The following is a 16,489-nucleotide window of genomic DNA, read 5'->3' as shown; positions in this document are numbered from 1 at the left end:
CAGTCAGGGGGAGTTACACCCGCAGGGGCTCACCCTCGCCCGCCACGGTGGACGTGGCCTCCTCCGGGGACTCGTCGTGGGTGAGGTCGGGGAGGCGGTGGAGCCACTTCGGGAAGTACCAGTTGCGCTCGCCGAGCAGGGCCATCACCGCGGGGAGCAGGACGCCTCGGATGACGGTGGCGTCGATGAGGACCGCCGCCGCGAGGCCGACGCCCATCTGCTTCATGGACTGCATGGACAGCGTGCCGAAGATCGCGAAGACGGCGACCATGATGACGGCGGCGCTGGTGACGACGCCGGCTGTGGTGACCACGCCGTGCTGGATCGCGTCCTGTGTCGTACGGCCGCGCAGGCGCGCCTCGCGGATGCGGGAGACGACGAACACGTGGTAGTCCATCGACAGGCCGAACAGGATGACGAAGAGGAACAGCGGCAGCCAGGTGACGATGGCGCCGACGCCCTCCGCGCCCACCAGCGAGGCGCCCCAGCCGTGTTGGAACACGGCGACGAGGATGCCGTAGGCGGCGCCCACGGAAAGGAGGTTGAGGGCGATCGAGGTGATCGCGACCGTCAGTGAGCGGAACGAGAGCAGCATCAGCAGGAAGGCGAAGACCACGACGAACGCGAAGACCGGTACGACCGACCCGATCAACTGGTCGTTGAAGTCCTTCGAACCGGCGACCTGTCCGGTGATCGGCGCCTGGACGCCGTCGACCTTGCCGAGGGTGGCCGGCCGTACCTCGTCGCGCAGTTTCTCCAGGCTCTTCGCCGCCTTGTCCTGGTCGGAGCCGCCGACGAGCGGGACGTAGACGAAGGCGACGTTCTGCGCGTCGTGCAGCTTGATGTCGACCGGGCCGCGCGAGGCACCCGAACTGACCGCCTGGGCCTTGAAGTCGGCCAACGCCTGCTTGACCTCAGGTGCGTTGATGTCCTTCGCCCTGACGACCACCTCGGCCGGATCGGAGCCGCCGGGGAAGGCGTCGTTGACGCGGTTGTAAGTGCCCACGATGGACAGGGAGTTGCCGAACTCCTGGTCCAGGGTGAGGTTCTCGGTCTTCATGCCGACCGCGGGAGCGGCGATGGCGAGCAGCGCGCCGGCCGCGACGAGGACGGAGACGAGCGGCTTGGCGAGCACGCGTCGTAGGACGGCGGTCCAGAACCGGCTCTCCCCGTTGCCCCGGCGACCGCGCCGACGCAGGAACGGGATACGGCCCTTCTCGACGCGCTCGCCCAACAGCGAGAGAAGCGCGGGCAGTACGGTCACCGAGCCGACCATGGCGACCGCGACGACCATCAGCGAGGCCAGGCCCATCGCCTCGAACTCGGCGAGCCCGGTGAACAGCATGCCCGCCATCGCCACGCACACCGTGACGCCGGAGACGATGATGGCGCGGCCACTGGTCGCGGCGGCGATCCGCAGCGCGGCCCCGGCGTCGCGGCCGGCCTCGCGCTCCTCGCGTTCGCGGCGCAGATAGAACAGGCAGTAGTCGACGCCGACGGCCAACCCCACAAGCAGCATCACGGAGTTGGCGGTGTCGCTCATCGGCTGGATGTGGCTGACGAGGCCCATCAGACCCATCGTCGCCACGATCGCGGTCATGGCCAGAGCTACCGGCAGCAGCGCCGCCACCAGCGCGCCGAAGGCGATCAGCAGGATGCCGAAGGCGACGGGTACGGCGGAGTACTCGGCCCGCTTGAAGTCGTTGCCGAACGCGTCCTTGTACTGCTTCGCCATGCTGGCGCCGCCGATCTCCTCGATCCGCAGCGAGCCATGGTCCTTCTGCACCCCGGCGACGGCCTTCAGCACCGGCTCCACCCGGTCACCGGCGGTGTCCGCGTCGCCCCGCATGTCGAACTGGACGAGCGCGCTGCGGCCGTCCTTCGAGATCGTCCTCGTGTCGTACGGCGAGGTGACGTCGGTGACCTTGCCGGTCCCCTCGACGGCCGTGACGACGGCGGTGACCGCGGTACGGAACTCGCTGTCGGTGGACGTGACCGACGCGTCCTTCGACTGGATCAGGATGGTCTCACCGGCCGGTTCCTTGATCCCGGCGTCGTCGATGATCGTGGCGGCGGTGTGCGTCTCGCCCCTGAGCTGGTCGCTCTCGTCGACATCGACACGGCCCGCCGCCGAACCGATTCCCATCGCCAGCACCACGAACAGCATCCAGATGCCGACCGCGGCCCACCGATGCCGGGCGCTCCAGCCGCCGGCCCGGGCGGCGAGCCCCCGTACCCGCGAATCTCCGTTCCCCATGACGGGCTTGCCCCCTTGTGCACGGTGACAGCCCCCTGCCGCCACCTCATGGTTCGAAGGTATGCGCGGAATAAGAACGTCCCCTCGTGCTGACCGGTGAGGTATCGGACGACCGGCTCCTCCGCACGGACCCCGGGCCCTCACCACTGGGGAGGACGACGGCCCCCTACATCTATCCGGCCGGCTCGGGGGTGATGATCAGGGTGTCCGATGCGTCGGCCGGGGTCCGCTTTGTTATTACGAAACCTTGTTGAACAAGTCACAGGTGTCGGTAGGTGTGCCTGTAGGTGTTGATCCGGAGCCACCTCATCCGCCAGAGTTTCCGCACACCCGCACACCACATGGAACGGCCGTCGTGCCCACCCCCACGGGGCACGAAGGCCGCTTTATGGTGTGCGGATGACGACGACGTATGCGGCGCTCCTGCGCGGAATCAACGTGGGCGGCAACAAGAAGCTCCCGATGGCCGAGCTGCGCACGCTCATGGAAGGCCTCGGCCACGACGGCGTCCGCACCTATCTGCAGAGCGGCCAGGCCGTGTTCGCGAGCGGTCATGGGAACGAGGAGTCCCTCGCGGCGGAACTCGCGCAGGCGATCGAGAAGCGGTTCGACTTCACGGTCGACGTCATCGTCCGCGACCACGCCTATCTGGCGGCGATCGCCGACAACTGCCCCTTCCCGGCCGCCGAGTTGGAGGGCAAGCAGCTCCACGTCACGTACTGCTCTGCACCGGTCGCGGAGGACCGCTTCGCGGACTTGGACCGGGCCGCGTTCCTCCCCGAGGAGTTCCGTCTCGGCGACCGCGCACTGTACCTCTACGCCCCCGACGGCCTCGGCCGCTCCAAGCTCGCCGTGGAGCTGTCCCGGCCGCGGCGGACCAAGGGGCTGATCGCGACGAGCCGCAACTGGAACACGGTCCTCAAGCTCGTGGAGCTGACCGGCAGTTGAGCGACCTCCCGCCGTGGAGGGGGAGATCAGCGCTGTGCGAGGCTCGTCCCATGCGCTACATCATCATCGGAGCAGGGGCGGTCGGCGGGGCCATCGGTGGTCGGCTGGCCGGGGCGGGGTGCGAGGTCGTACTGGTCGCACGGGGTGCGCAACAGGCGGCGCTGGCCGAGGGCGGGTTGCGGCTCAAGGTGCCGGAGGGGGAGTCGACGTATCGGCTGCCGGTCGTCGAAGGGCCCGCCGAACTGGGTGAGTTGCGGGCTGACGACGTGCTCGTGCTGGCCGTCAAGACACAGGACAGTGAGGCGGCGCTGGCGGTCTGGGGGGCCGCGCCGGTCGCCGGTGGTGGTACGGCGGCCGAGCGGTTGCCGGTCGTCTGCGCGCAGAACGGGGTGGAGAGCGGGCGGCTGGCGCTGCGCAGGTTCCGGCGGGTGTACGGCGTCTGCGTCTGGCTGCCCGCGACCTTCGTCGAACCGGGTGTGGTCGCCGCCGAGGGCGCCCCGCTCACCGGCATCCTGCACCTGGGCCGCTACCCGCACGGCATGGACGAGACCGCGAAGCTGATCGCCGCCGACCTGGAGAAGTCGAGGTTCGAGGCGCCGGTCGTGCCGGACGTGACCCGCTGGCAGTACGCCAAGTTGCTCGGCAACCTCGCCAACGCGATCGAGGCGGTCGCGGGGCCGCTCGGCGGCGAGGCGGGCCTGGCCCTTTACCGGCGGGTGCGGGTCGAGGGCGCGGCCGTGCTCGACGCGGCCGGTATCGCGTACGCGAGCGCCGAGGAGGAGAAGGAGGCGCGCGGCGACAAGATCCAGCTCGTGGAGATCGACGGCGCCCCGCGCGGCGGCGGCTCCTCCTGGCAGTCGTTGAACCGGGGCACCGGCACCATCGAGGCCGACTATCTCAACGGCGAGATCGCGCTGCTGGGGCGGCTGCACGGCGTGCCGACACCGCTCAACGACCTGCTGCAACGGCTGGCGAACAGGTTCGCGCGCGAGCATCGGGCGGCCGGTTCGCTGCCGTTCGACGAGCTGGTCCGGCTCGCCGACGAGGCTGTCGCGTTTGTTCAAGAGTCCTGACGGCGCGCTCCCTAGCGTGGGGTGCATGAGCAACCACGACCTGCACCCGTACATGATCGAATGCGCCGCCGAGGCGGCCCGTGTCGCGCGTGGCGTCACGGCGGCACAGCTGGACGACCCGACGCACTGCCCCGACTGGGACGTCCGTGCGATGGTCAACCACTGGGTCCTCTACACCTCGCACGGCATGGAGCACCGCGCCCTGCGCAAGCAGCTCTCCGAGGAGCTGACCGCCCGCGACTTCACCGCCGATCCGGACTGGGCGGAGGCGTACGCCGCCCAGCTGGACCGGGCCGTCGCCGCCTGGGCCGACCCGGCGGTTTGGGAGGGCGAGATCGACCTCGGCATGGCGAAGATGCCGGCCGACGAGATCGCCCCGATGATCATCAAGGAGCTGGCGGTGCACGGCTGGGACGTCGCCACGGCCACCGGCCAGGAGTACCGCGTCTCGGACGGCGCCGCCCGCCTCGTCCTCGACGTGGTCGAGCAGCACGGCGAGCTCTACCGCCAGTACGACGGCTTCGCCGACCCGGTGCCCGTACCGGCTGACGCGCCCGTCTTCGACCGCGCCCTCGGGTCCAGCGGACGGGACCCGCGGCAGAAGGCCATGAGCAAAGTGGACCAGTAGGGGATTGACCGATTGGGTCGAGTATTCGGCCCAATCGACGGCTAGCGTTCTCTGTATGAGCCACGACAACCCGGTCCGCGTCGACTTCTACTTCGACCCCGCCTGCCCCTTCGCCTGGATCACCTCCCGCTGGCTGCTGGAGGTCGAGCGCGAGCGCCCGCTCGACCTCCGCTTCCACGCGATGAGCCTCTACCTCCACAACATCGGCAACGAACTCCCCGACTGGTACCGGGAGTTGGTCGACAAGTCGATCGGCCCGGTGCGTGTCGCCGTGGCCGCCGCCGAGCAGCAGGGCGACAAGGTCCTGCGGGACCTGTACACGGCCTTCGGCATCCGCATCCACGAGCGGGGCCTCGACGACTTCGACGCGGTGATCGCCGAGTCCCTCGCCGAACTCGGACTCCCCGCCGAACTGGCCGACGCCGCCCACGATCCGTCGTACGACGACGCCGTGCGCCGCAGTCATGAGGCGGGCGTAGAGGAGGAGTCGGGCGGCTATGTGGGGACGCCGACCCTGCATGTCGACGGAACGGTGTGGTTCGGCCCCGTGCTGCGGGCGATTCCGCGCGGCGCGAAGGCGGCCGAACTCTTCGACAGTTTCCGGGTGTTGGCCACGCACCCCGACTTCTTCGAGCTGAAGCGGACCCGTACCGGAGGGCTGTCCTTCGACTCCGCGGGCTGACCGGACGCGGTGGCGGAGTGACAAGATCGCCGGAAGAGACGCAGTACAGAAAGCCGCCCTCCGTAAAGGCTCACGCCGACCGGGGGGCGGCGCTGCGGACGGGTCGTCCGGGGTCCGACATCACAGGGGAGTGCCGGAAACCGGACGCCCCCCGCACGCCCTCCGGCCGGCACCTCGCCGACTCGCCGAACTCCGGGACAAAATAGGCTTGTTGTCCCTAGGGTAAAGTGCGCGAGTTCGGACGGAAGGGCAGGTCACAGTGGCGGGCAGAGTCCTACCGTCGTTGCCGCAGTACCGCAAGGACGGGGTGACCCGGCGGCTGTGCGCGTCGGTCCATCTCGACGAGGAGTTCGCCCGCGAGGTCGACCACGAACTCACCGGGGACCGGTTCAACGCCCTGGGCCTCACGCTCGGCATCAACCTCGTCGCCCTCGCCAGGCACGCCCGCGCCGCCCTGCTGCGCCGCGAGACCCTGGACCGCCAACTCCGCTGGCTCAGCGTCGCGTTCGGCACCTCGCTGCTGGTGGCGGTCTGGGGACTCGCGGACGGGCTCGGATCGGTCGCCCTGGTCGGCGTCTACGGCCCCGTCGGCGTTCTCTGCGCCTCTTGGTGGCTGGTCCACCGCGCGGAGTCCCAGGCCCGCGAGGCGGCGCAGGAGGTGTTCCGCAACCCCGACAAGGTCGAGAAGCTGGCCCCGCCCGTGGAGACGGAGACCGAGGCCTGGCTGCAGGAGCACTCGATCAAGCGCGCCAACGTCCTGCCGTACGCCGACGCGGCCGCTCGCACCAACCCGTTCGTCGGCAGCGGCAGAAAGATCAAGGAAGTCGTCTGGCAGCCGATCGACGTCAGCAAACCGGCCGACGCGCCGCAGGGCGGCAAGCTCACCATCCGTCCCTTCGACGCCGTCGATCTCCACACCTATGTGGCCAAGGAGATGGAGGGCCTCTCCGGGCTGGACGGTCTGCGGACCAAGAACCGGCTCTACGTCCTCGGCAGCAACGCCTACCTGCTTCCCGAGCTGCTGCCCGACCGTACCGAGCGCCCGCTCCCGAAGATCCCCAGCCGACTGGTGCAGGCGGGCGTGCAGACCCCGGGGGCGGGCATGAGAACCCATCTGTGCCTGGAGAGGGTCGGTGACGGCGGGCGGATCATCGTCTCCATGTACCTGCGGGCGATCCTCAGCGGGCCCAGCCTGACCTGGGAAGTCGCCGCCTATGCGATTCCTCCGCTGGGCGGGCGTTTCTACCTGGTGGACCGTCTGCCCGTGACCCCCGCCAAGCGGTGGTGGAGCCTTGTCCGGTACGCCAACTCGCGTACCTGGCCCGAACTCAGGGGCGCCGTCGGACGGTTGCTGCGGCGGCGCGGAGTCCGGCGGAACCGCGAGAAGTTCATGGCGGAGCGACGGCGGGAGATCCTGGACCACCACATCGTCCTCGACGTCGGCGCGACCGACAGCCTGCGCGAACGGATCGGGGACTGGGGCGAGGCGGGCTACGCGGAACGCATCGACTCGCAGGACTTCCTCTTCAGGCTTCAGGGCGGTGTGCTCGTCGCCACCGAGAAGTTCCTCAAGGACCACCACGTCGACACGAGTTCCTTCGACAAGGCACAGGCCAACATCAGCACGCAGACCTACAACATCTCCGGGGACATCCACAACAGCGCCGTGGGCAACCAGGGCCACGTCACCAACAACGGGCCACAGGGCCAAGGGCCTTCGGGTCAGAGCGGGGCACCACAGCCCTGAACACGAACGGGGAGCAGGACATGAGCACGTTCAACTTCAACGGCGGCAACATCACCAACAGCCACATCGGCGACAACGGCCGCGTCGAGAACAACTACGGAACGGACCCCGCGGCCGTCCTCGGGCTCGCCGAACAACTCGTCGACCGGATGCGCGGCGAGAACCCGGCGCTCGTCCCTCAGGCGCAGGTCATCCAGGGCGAGTTGGTCCAGGCGGGCGAGGAGGGGCGGGCCGCCAACCGGGGCCGTATCCGGGCCGCGCTGGAGACCATCACCATCGGCGTCGGGGCGGGCAGCGGCGGAATCGCCCTCGTCGAGCAGCTGAAGCACGCGCTCGGCCTGTGAGGCCGTAGAAACGCGGAGAAGACAGGGGCGCCGGAGGCCAACGCGGCGCCCCTAGGCCGTGTCCGCAAAGTCCCGCCTGCCCCGCGACGCCCGGCACGCACTCTCGCCGCACCGGGCGAAAGCCCAAGTACGCCCAGTACGAGGGCTCCCGCCCGGCACGCCGAGAGCACGCACCGGACGCCGCGGGGCCCGCCCTTCGGGCGGACGACGGGACTTTGCGGACACGACCTCGGCCTCACTTGGCCCTGACCACCGCCCGTGCCCCGCCCCCGAGGTCCAGTTCGAGGCCCGACCGGAGCGGCACCGTCTGGCCGGGGCCGATCTGCTGGGAGTCGCCGTCGGAGCGTGTCCCCGTCCAGGACTGCTGCGAGCGGTTGGCGATGCCGAACCGGCCCGGTTTCGAGGGGTGTTCGACCAGTTCCGCGACCAGGCTCGCGTCCGAGCAGTCGTGCCGGGTCGGCTCCGGCTGGAGGTGGTGGGCCTGCACCCGGGCCGCCCGGCGCAGCCGGATGTGGTGCTCGGCGCGCGGCGGGGGAGTGGTAACCACCAGGCGGGGCGGGAGGGCGAGTTGGGTTGCGCAGCCCCAGCAGGCGCGGGCCGGCGGGTTCTCGCCCGGCTCCGTCATGTTCTGCCGCCCGCACGAGGCGCACTCCACGACCGAGTCCAGTACCGCCCGCAGCGCGTCCCGCCACTCCGACTCGCGGACCCGGGCCGCCGGATCGTGCAGCCCGACCGTGAACCCGCGCCGGAACAGGTCCTGCAACTTCCCGGCCGCCGCGTTCCAGGTCGCCAGCACGGTCGCGTGCTCCATCGGGTCCGGCGCGTTGGAGTCGTCGGCCGGGTCGAAGACGAACAGCGGACTCCTGCCGTACAGCTTGCGCTCCGCCGCCTCGTCGAGGCAGTGGATGCCCAACTCGCGTTTCCCCTTGAGCGGGTGATGGTTCATCAGGAACATGAACAGCAGCACGGCGAGCGAGTGCAGGTCGGACTGGGTGCCGGGGCGGGCGCCCGGCTCGGCGCGCACCAGTTCCGGGGCCATGAACTCCATCGTCCCGGAGATGCCGCTGACGTCCCCCTCCACCACCGCGTTGTCGTTGTCGCAGACCAGCACGTCACCGGTGTCCGGGTCGAAGAAGATGTTGCCCCAGGAGATGTCCCGGTAGGCGATGCCCCGTGAGTGCAGCGCCTGGTACGCCTCCACCGTGTACAGGCACGCCGTCAGCAACGCGCGCGGTGTGGTGCGCAGTTGGCGCCGGAACAGCGCGGGCAGCCCCTTGAAGTGGTCCGGGCGCAGCCCCATGAGATACCCGAACGAACCCCGGTACGCGGGCACATACGCCTCGGGCCACAGGAACCGGTCGTCGTCGAAGTCCCGGTCCACCAACTCCCGTACGATCGCCTCCTGTTCGGCGGTCGCGCAGGTCGGGTAGTACCACTTGAGGGCCTTGTCCCCGCCCGGGGTCTTGGCCCGGTACACCTCGCCCTGGCCGCCCGCGCCCAGCATGTCGACGATCTGGATCTCTTCGCCGTTCTGCGCGGTCAGCCGCGTACCGCTGTCGAGCATGCCGCTCATCTATGTCTCCGTCTTCCGTTCCGTATGCATGGGCGCGGGGACGTCCCGCACCGCCTCCGACGGCGTCGACGCGTGGCGCAGCGCGGCCGCCAGGGTCGTGTCGTCGCCCGAGTACTGCGAGGCCTGCCGCAGCCACTCCGGGAGCACGGCACGTACTCCCTCGCTGCCCTCCGTCGTCAGCCGGCCGTCCAGGCCCGCCACGAACTGCCGGTAGCCGTCGGCCGAGGCGAAGCTCTTCGACAGTCCGTCCGTGGACAGCACCACCAGGCGCGGGCTGCGGGCCTCGTCGAACACCGGCGCCCAGTGCATCCGCACCGCGCTCCAGGCCTCCCGGCCGCACAGCGACTCCGTCTCGTCGCCGAGATCCTCCTCGGCGGGGGCCAGCGGCCGGCTCAGCGTGCCATCGTGCTCGACCACCGCGAGGTCCCCGTCGCCGATCTGCCAGGCCACGAACAGCCACGGCGTGAGGACGGCGCCGATCAGCGTCGTGCCGTACAGCAGCAGTTTCTCGCCCTGGCGGGGTTCCGGCGCGCCGGTGTCGGCGGCCGGGCGGTGCCGGTCCCAGTGGCCGAGGGCCTCCTCCCGCCAGTCCTGCACGAGGGCGCGCGGGAAGTCGTCCCGGGCGTAGGTCATCAGCCGGGTCAGGCGGCCCCGTTCATGGCAGTCGCGGGCCGCCCGGGCGAACATCTCCGCCCGGCCCAGGAACCGGTCCACGGCGAAGCGCGCGCCGATCTCGCTGCGGGCGTGGGCGGCCGAGCCGTGGCCGTCGGCCACCGCCAGCAGCAGCGGGTCGTCGCCGGAACCGGTGCCCTCGCACGCGAACCAGTCCTGGTTGAGCTTCTTGCCGACGCCCCGCACACTCTCGGCCAGCGTCTCCCAACGTCGCACCCCGAGCGTCACCACACGTCGTCGTCATCGTCGTCGTCGATGACCGGCGGCGCGTACGGCTGCTTGGCGAGGGTCAGCCCCGAGGAGTCGCCCGCGACCGGCTGCGAGGCCGCCTTGACCGCCGCCGTCGACGCCCAACGGATCGCCGCCGCAAGCTGTTTGGGGCTGTTGGCGTCCAGCGGTTGCAGTTCCGGGTTGCCCAGGAACTCCTGCAGCACACTGCGGTCCGCGTCGGCGCCGATCGCGATGGCGACCCGTACCGCCTTGCGGCCCCACGGTGTCGCGTCGATCGCCTTCAGGCCCGCCCGCCAGTCGTCCGTCGGTACTCCGTCCGACGCCAGCGCCAGTACCGGCTTCAGGGCGCGCTGCGGCATCGGCGGGCTCTGCAGCTCGCGCGAGACCAGGTGCAGGGCCTCGCCGAGGTTGGTCATGCCGTCCACCTCGACGTCCTGCCAGGTGAAGTCGTCGACCGGGACCGGGGTCTGGTGGTGCCACTGGGCCGTGGTGGAGAACGTGACGGTCCGCAGCAGCAGTTGGGCCGCCGGGTTGTCGTGCGCCACCGACCGCATCTCCGGAATCGCTTCTCTGATCGCGTAGTTGAGCCGGGCGATCTTCTCGCCCTGCATCGAGTACGAGCAGTCGAGCAGCCAGATGAAGTGGACCGGCCGGTTCGCCATGGGCCCGCCGGGAATGTCGCTCACTCCGTGTCCTTTCTGGGAGTTGGGGAGGAACAGGTCAGAACGATCGAGGGAGGAACAGATAGGCCAAGTAGGCCAGGGTGGCCGCCGTGAGCACCAGGGAGGTGACGAACAGGCCGGCCATCAGCCGTCGTCCGTGTCCGATCGGTGGGGTCACCTTCGTCATGCCGGGGTGTACCTCTTCTCGGGTTCGGGGCCGGGCGCGCTGAGTGCGGCGGTCTTCATGCCCGAGGCCGCGAGCAACCACAACACCGGCTCCGCGGCCCGGAGTTGCTCGCCCTCCAGCGGTGCGGTGCCGGTGGCGGCCCGGGCGCTCACCGCCCAGTAGCGGGCCGCCTTGAAGTCGTGCCCCAGGGCCCGGACGAGCCGGCCGAGACCGATCTCCTCCAGCTCCAGCCAGGCATCGACCCGCGCTCCGGGCTTCGGCAGCTTGAGCAGCTGGTCGAGGACGTCCCGCTTGGTGACGACCGCGGCCACGGGCAGCCGCTTGCGCCGGCCGGTCAGCGCGTTGAGCTCGCCGGTGAGTTTCTGGTACGTCTCCCACGGGCCCTGCGCGGAGGGACGAGCCGCTCCGGCCCGCTCGGTGTCCTCGGGGCCGAGCCGCCGGCGCACCGCGGAGTCGGCCAGCACGTCGGCGACCAGGACGATGCCGTCCGCGTGCTTCAAGTACTGCTGGGCGCGCACCCGTTCGGCATCACTCACCGACTCGCCCATCGGGTCGTAGAGATAGAGCAGCCGGCGCCGACGGCCACGGGTCACCGTCAGCATCAGGGCGCGCGGCTGGCCGCCGGTCGTGGCGTGGGCCCAACCGGTGCTGTTCAGCTCCTGGTTGAGGTCGTTGAAGGCGTGCCGGTCGTCCGCCGAGGCGTACTCGACGCTCAGGTCGCCGTTCCGGTCCCAGGCGTGCAGGCCCTCGACGATGGCGGCCATCAGCATCGTCTTGCCGGAAGAGGTGCCGCCGACGAGGGGGGTGTGCACGACGCGGGTGGTGCCGACGGCCTCGGGCAGCACCCGCTCGCAGTGCGGGCACAGGGCGGTGAGCTTGCCGCGCCCCGCGAGCCGGGTCGTGGGCAGCCGGTGCCCGCACACGCAGGTGTGCCACAGCACGCCGTACCGTCCGGGCCGCAGTGAACCGTGCGAGGCCCGGCAGCCGGGGCAGCGGTGCACGGCCAGCGGCACCGGGCGATAGCAGCCGGGATAGGGGCACTTGACGCGGATGCCCCGGGCCAGCGCCCAGCCGCGCTCCACCCCGCGCAGTACTGGCACCGCCGTCGCGCAGCCCAGCCACACCAGGCCGACCAGCAGTCCGAAGAACGCCAGGGACACGCCGAGCAGGACGGTGGCGAGGACCGCGCCGAGCAGGGCGCCGAGGTAGGTGCCGGGCGCGACGAGGACGACGTATCCGAACCGGTTGATCGGCGCCCGGCCCGGGCGGCCCGACGGGTGCCGTCCGCGGAACAGGTTCCGCACGGTCCGGTGCACCCATGGATCGGAGAACTCCTTCCACACGACCCGTATCCCGAAGCCGGCGGCCGACCAGGCGTCCACCCACAACTGCCGCCAGTAGTAGCTGAGATGGGCCGGTTCGGCGCCCGGGGCGACCCGCGGGACCCGCTGGTCGGCGCGGCCCGGCTGCCACGGTCCGAGACCTCGCCAGACGGCCCGGGCGCCGAACCGGAGGAACACCCACAGCACCCGGCCCAGGCACAGGCCGACGGCGATGACGGCGGTCCAGACGGCCAGGATCAGTACCGGCGCCAGGGCGCTCATCGGCGGCCTCCCTCGGTCGGTGGTTCCACGTCCCCGGGCCACACTCCGGGCTGGTCGGCGCGCCGCCCGCGCCCGGACAGCCGTCCCGCGAGACGCCCCAGGGCGCCGGGGCGGTTCCAGGCGCGGTACGCGTCGAGCTTGCCGCGGCCCGCGCGGCCGAGCGCCGCCTCGACCTCCGTCTGGTCCTCGGCGGGCAGCATCCGCACGATCGGCCGCAGCACCTTGGTCAGCAGGGCGTTCCGGGTCTCGTCCCAGGCCGGATGCGTCCCCGGGAACGCGCTCCAGTCGCAGAACCGGGCGGCGACATACCCCGGCACGGTCCGCAGCCGGTCGCCCACCCGGTCCGAACGGCCCGCCCGCTCGTACGCCGCGAGCAGGCGCGGCTCGCCCGAACGGGCCAGCGCGTACAGCTCGTTCTCCGGCACCACCCCGTCGAGGAGCCGCCACGCGAGGACCTGGAAGGCACGCTCGACAACCGTGTCCGGCACCGGTTCGGCGGCACCGTTCTTCAGGCTCAGCACCCGGCCGACCCACTCCTCTCCCTCGCCGTCGGTGCCCAACAGCCCCGTGAACTCAAGGAGAAGCAGGGCTGCCCGCTGCTCCTGCCGCAGGTCCGTGCTGAAGCAGCGCAGCAGGTCGACGGCGAGCGCCGGTACGTCACGGTCGTCCGGGGGCGCGGCGAGGGCGGCCTCGATCAACAAGTCCCGGGTGCCGGCCGCGCGATGCGTGTCGGACCCCAGTTCGTTCAGCAGCAGGCTCGCCTCCAGGCCGGTCGGCAGCTCGCCGGGCCAGGTGAGACGAAGTGCGGTGCGCAGTACGGCAGGGTCTGCGTGCGGGGAGACGCCCGCGGTGCGGAGCACCTCGTGGAACCGCGCGAGCCGGTCACGCGACCCGGCGGGTGTGACACACATCCGCAGATGCGGGAAGCCGGGCTGGAGGCCGACGGGAAGCCCGGAGCCCGTCAACGCCCTTGATACGGCCGTCGGTTCGGCGGCGGCGAGCGCGTTGAGCGACCCGAACAGGGCCACCCGCAACCCGGGATGAGCGTGCACCGCGTCGAGCAGCGCGGGCGGGCAGCCCACGGCGGGACGGGCGTCGCCCTGCCGGGCTTCTGGCGTGGGCTGACCGGGCGCGGGGAGGTCCCGTGACCGGTGCAGGTCGCCGTCCGGCTTGCGGGTGCCCGTCGGGTCGGTCGACGGTTCGCTCACCAACGTCCGGGCCAACCGCCCGGCAAGCTCGGGGAGTTGGTCCTGGCAGTCGATGTCGAGCAGGTCGGCGACCCGCAGCAGGGCGAGCGGCCGTCCGGCGGGCTGCTCCGCCGGGTCCGCGAGGCCGGCCCGCAGGGCGGGGGCGAGATCGCGGGCCAGGTCGTCATGGGCGCGCGGGGTCAGCGACCCGGCCCGCAGCGTGGGCACCGGGCCCTTGCCGAGCACCGCCGACGCCAGCACCCACGCGGCGAGCGGTGCCGACACGACGGCCGGTACCTGCCCGTCCAACCGGGCCAACAGGGCGGCGAGCGCGGCCTGTTCGTCGTCCGCCGAGCCCGAGGCGGGCAGCGAGGCGGGTCCGTCGTGCGCCGAACCTCCGGGGCCCCCGGCCGACGAGGACCGTTCGTCGCCCGCCCACCCCGAGCTGGCCGGCGGTCGGGCGCACAGCCCGGCGACCAGCGCCGTCAGTGTCTCGTCCGACAGTGCGCTCGCGTGCTCGGCCGCCCAACGGGCCGCCGTCGCACGGGCGTCGGCGCGCAGGTCGATGCCCGCGGTCAGCGCCGTCACCGCCAACTGCCCCAGGTCTTCGGGGGCGTTGCGGAACAGGTCGGTGCGGCCCGCCCGCCAGATCCGGGCGCACACCTCGGCCCAGGTGTCCGTGACCGGGCCGGACGGCTGCCGCCCGGTGCAGTCGTGCACGCGGTAGCGGTGGTCGTGGGCCACCGACTCGGAGGACGGCAGCGCGCCGACGATCTGCTGACGGGCCTGCTGCGGGCGGCGGGTGTACGTCGTGAAGGTGAGCCGGTGCGCCTGCTCACGGGGCAGGACCGCGCAGGCGAGCGCGATCCACTGCGCCACGTCGGCACTGTCGTGCTCCACCACCACGATCTGCCCGGCACCCGGGTCCGCCGCGACCGCCCGCAGATCGGCGAAGAACGGCGCGAGCCACCCCGCCCGGGACATCGCGAACGCGACCAGCGCCTCCTTGCGGAGCAGCCCGGACGGCTCGATACGGTCGACCGGCTCCGGCCTGCCGTCCGGGGGAGTCGCATCCGCCCAACGCGGCGACTCCCACGCGGTGATGGGCAACGCACCGTCCGGCAGCCGGGTACCGGACGGCAGATGGACGGCGTGCGCGTGGAAGTTGCCCCAACGCCCGCTGTAGTCGGCGCCGATGTACACGGACCGGCTCAACAGCCGTCCGCCGTCGGCGAGTTCGCTGAAACTGAAGGCCTTCGGGAAGCCCTTGAGCTGTTCGGCGTCGGGCCGGGCCGGGCAGTCGCGCGGCGGCTCGTACCCGATGAGCTGCTCGGCCTCCCGCAACAACCCCTGCGGCACACCCGGACTCACCGCCGTGAACCGGAAGCCGGAGCCGTCGGGGCCGGGCGGCGCCGAGGTGTAGTGCAGCTGGGCCAGGGTCACTTGGCTCGTCCCTTCCCGGCGGTACGGACCGGCAGCACCCCGCGCAGCGCCAGCAGCCACAGCAGCGGATCCTCCACCCGTACTGGCTGCGGCCCCGACTTCGGTACGTCGGCGGGCGCGTCGGCGGGCGGCGGCGCACCCAGCGCCGAGAGCCCGAACATCGACAACTGTGCGAAGTCCAGCTCCAGTTGGCGCATCAGCGCGCCCGAGTCCCAGTCCGCCATCAGCGACCGGATCTCCTCGTGCACGGCGAGCCGGTCGTCCTCGTCGAACATGCCCTCCGGATGCGGGGCGTTGCGCAGCACCGGCGAGTGCGGATCGAGCAGCGGCTTCAGCATGTCCGTCTTCGTCACCGCCACCGCTATCGGTGTGGTCACCCGGCCTCGCGCGCCGCCCTTGCCGTGGGCGCGCAGCTGGGCCGCGAGGTCGGCGGCGATCTGCTGCGGAGGTGTCTCCACGGTGGGCAGCGGCGGACCGTCCTGGAGCGGCAACCGGTCGCGCACGGAGCCGAGTTGCAGCGGATCGACCAGCAGGACGATGCCGTCGGCCGCACTGAGGTAGCGGGTGTACCGGTCCATCGCCTCGGCGCCCGCGAGGTCCTCGCCCGCCGCGTCGAAGAAGACCAGCGTGGTGTGCCGGGTGCCGTTGCCGAGGCGCCTGCGGCGGGGCACGCTGAGCCGGTACAGGAGCGGGTCGTTGAAGCCGAGCGCCGCCGGGCGGGTCGCGTCGGGCAGCCGCAGCCGCTCGTACAGGTCCTCCGCCATCTCCCTGTCCCGCTGCTGCGTTGACTGCCCCATCGCCGCCAGCGAGGCGTGATAGGCCTGCCCGACGCGCTGGTTCAACTCGTTGACCAGCACGGACACATAGGTGCTCTTGCCGGAGGCCTTCGCGCCGACCAGCGCGATGATGCGGCTGTCCTGGTCGCAGTAGTCACTGGGCAGGTCGCTGTGGCAGGACGCGCAGACCCGGACCGTGGTGGTCACCCCGCAGTCCGGGCAGGGCACGCTGCTCCCGGAGCCGCCGCGCAGCCCGGACGCCAGCGCGGTCATCCCGCGCGCCGGGGCGAACACCGGCCCCCGCATCAGGGCCGCCGGATTGACGCCAGGACCCACGAACCCGGCCCAGGCGCCGTCCCGTTGGGGCCCGCAGGGTGTGTCCCCGCGGACTCCGCTCCGGGTCATCAGGCACCGGTAGGGCAGTCTGGCCGCCGAGTTGCGGGCGAAGCAGTAGGGGCAGATGACGGTCGTCATG

14 protein-coding genes are annotated in these 16,489 nt (G+C 71.5%); 6 read left to right on the top strand and 8 right to left on the bottom strand.

What is annotated here, in order from left to right; genetic code table 11:
• Positions 1-13 precede the first annotated feature (13 nt).
• Entirely contained in the window at positions 14-2,257 is a 2,244-nt protein-coding gene (locus AB0I69_RS11070) for an MMPL family transporter (protein WP_363095302.1), read from the bottom strand.
• A 399-nt stretch (positions 2,258-2,656) separates the two neighbouring features.
• Here AB0I69_RS11070 and AB0I69_RS11065 point away from each other — a divergent pair, with 399 nt between their 5' ends.
• The 6 genes from AB0I69_RS11065 to AB0I69_RS11040 all read left to right on the top strand — a co-directional run bounded on the left by AB0I69_RS11065 (position 2,657) and on the right by AB0I69_RS11040 (position 7,679).
• Positions 2,657-3,205 (top strand): DUF1697 domain-containing protein, encoded by a 549-nt coding sequence (locus AB0I69_RS11065; RefSeq protein ID WP_363095301.1) that lies wholly within the window; start codon positions 2,657-2,659, stop codon positions 3,203-3,205.
• A 50-nt stretch (positions 3,206-3,255) separates the two neighbouring features.
• Positions 3,256-4,278, top strand: a complete 1,023-nt coding sequence (locus tag AB0I69_RS11060) for a 2-dehydropantoate 2-reductase N-terminal domain-containing protein (RefSeq protein ID WP_363095300.1) — start codon at positions 3,256-3,258, stop codon at positions 4,276-4,278.
• A gap of 25 nt (positions 4,279-4,303) precedes the next feature.
• Complete coding sequence (locus tag AB0I69_RS11055; protein ID WP_363095299.1) at positions 4,304-4,906, top strand: TIGR03086 family metal-binding protein; 603 nt, start codon at positions 4,304-4,306, stop codon at positions 4,904-4,906.
• A gap of 55 nt (positions 4,907-4,961) precedes the next feature.
• The gene (locus tag AB0I69_RS11050; protein WP_363095298.1) at positions 4,962-5,588 is read left to right on the top strand and encodes a DsbA family protein; all 627 of its coding nucleotides are present in this window, start codon (positions 4,962-4,964) and stop codon (positions 5,586-5,588) included.
• A 259-nt stretch (positions 5,589-5,847) separates the two neighbouring features.
• The gene (locus AB0I69_RS11045) at positions 5,848-7,335 is read left to right on the top strand and encodes a hypothetical protein (RefSeq protein WP_363095297.1); all 1,488 of its coding nucleotides are present in this window, start codon (positions 5,848-5,850) and stop codon (positions 7,333-7,335) included.
• Between the two features lie 20 nt (positions 7,336-7,355).
• A complete protein-coding gene (locus AB0I69_RS11040; RefSeq protein WP_363095296.1) occupies positions 7,356-7,679 on the top strand; it encodes a hypothetical protein in 324 nt (107 codons plus the stop codon).
• A gap of 235 nt (positions 7,680-7,914) precedes the next feature.
• Here AB0I69_RS11040 and AB0I69_RS11035 read toward each other — a convergent pair whose 3' ends face one another.
• From AB0I69_RS11035 to AB0I69_RS11005, 7 genes are read right to left on the bottom strand one after another with little or no spacing between them, the layout of a single operon-like run.
• The gene (locus AB0I69_RS11035) at positions 7,915-9,252 is read right to left on the bottom strand and encodes a protein kinase (protein WP_363095295.1); all 1,338 of its coding nucleotides are present in this window, start codon (positions 9,250-9,252) and stop codon (positions 7,915-7,917) included.
• Positions 9,253-10,155 (bottom strand): PP2C family serine/threonine-protein phosphatase, encoded by a 903-nt coding sequence (locus AB0I69_RS11030; protein ID WP_363095294.1) that lies wholly within the window; start codon positions 10,153-10,155, stop codon positions 9,253-9,255.
• Complete coding sequence (locus tag AB0I69_RS11025) at positions 10,149-10,817, bottom strand: tellurium resistance protein (RefSeq protein WP_363095577.1); 669 nt, start codon at positions 10,815-10,817, stop codon at positions 10,149-10,151. The genes AB0I69_RS11030 and AB0I69_RS11025 overlap by 7 nt, the downstream gene beginning before the upstream one ends.
• 58 nt (positions 10,818-10,875) lie before the next feature.
• Positions 10,876-11,004, bottom strand: coding sequence for a hypothetical protein (locus tag AB0I69_RS11020; RefSeq protein ID WP_363095293.1), 129 nt, complete (start codon positions 11,002-11,004; stop codon positions 10,876-10,878).
• Positions 11,001-12,608: a hypothetical protein gene (locus tag AB0I69_RS11015; RefSeq protein ID WP_363095292.1), complete on the bottom strand. Its 1,608-nt coding sequence runs from the start codon at positions 12,606-12,608 to the stop codon at positions 11,001-11,003. Before AB0I69_RS11015 ends, AB0I69_RS11020 begins: the two co-directional genes overlap by 4 nt.
• Positions 12,605-15,238: a GTPase-associated protein 1-related protein gene (locus tag AB0I69_RS11010; protein ID WP_363095291.1), complete on the bottom strand. Its 2,634-nt coding sequence runs from the start codon at positions 15,236-15,238 to the stop codon at positions 12,605-12,607. The genes AB0I69_RS11015 and AB0I69_RS11010 overlap by 4 nt, the downstream gene beginning before the upstream one ends.
• Complete coding sequence (locus AB0I69_RS11005) at positions 15,235-16,488, bottom strand: hypothetical protein (RefSeq protein WP_363095290.1); 1,254 nt, start codon at positions 16,486-16,488, stop codon at positions 15,235-15,237. The genes AB0I69_RS11010 and AB0I69_RS11005 overlap by 4 nt, the downstream gene beginning before the upstream one ends.
• Position 16,489: the final 1 nt, after the last annotated feature.

Source organism: Streptomyces sp. NPDC050508, assembly GCF_040655155.1.
GTDB lineage: Bacteria > Actinomycetota > Actinomycetes > Streptomycetales > Streptomycetaceae > Streptomyces.
The sequence above is the reverse complement of the archived record's forward strand: the minus strand, read 5'-3'. Positions and strand labels throughout refer to the sequence as shown.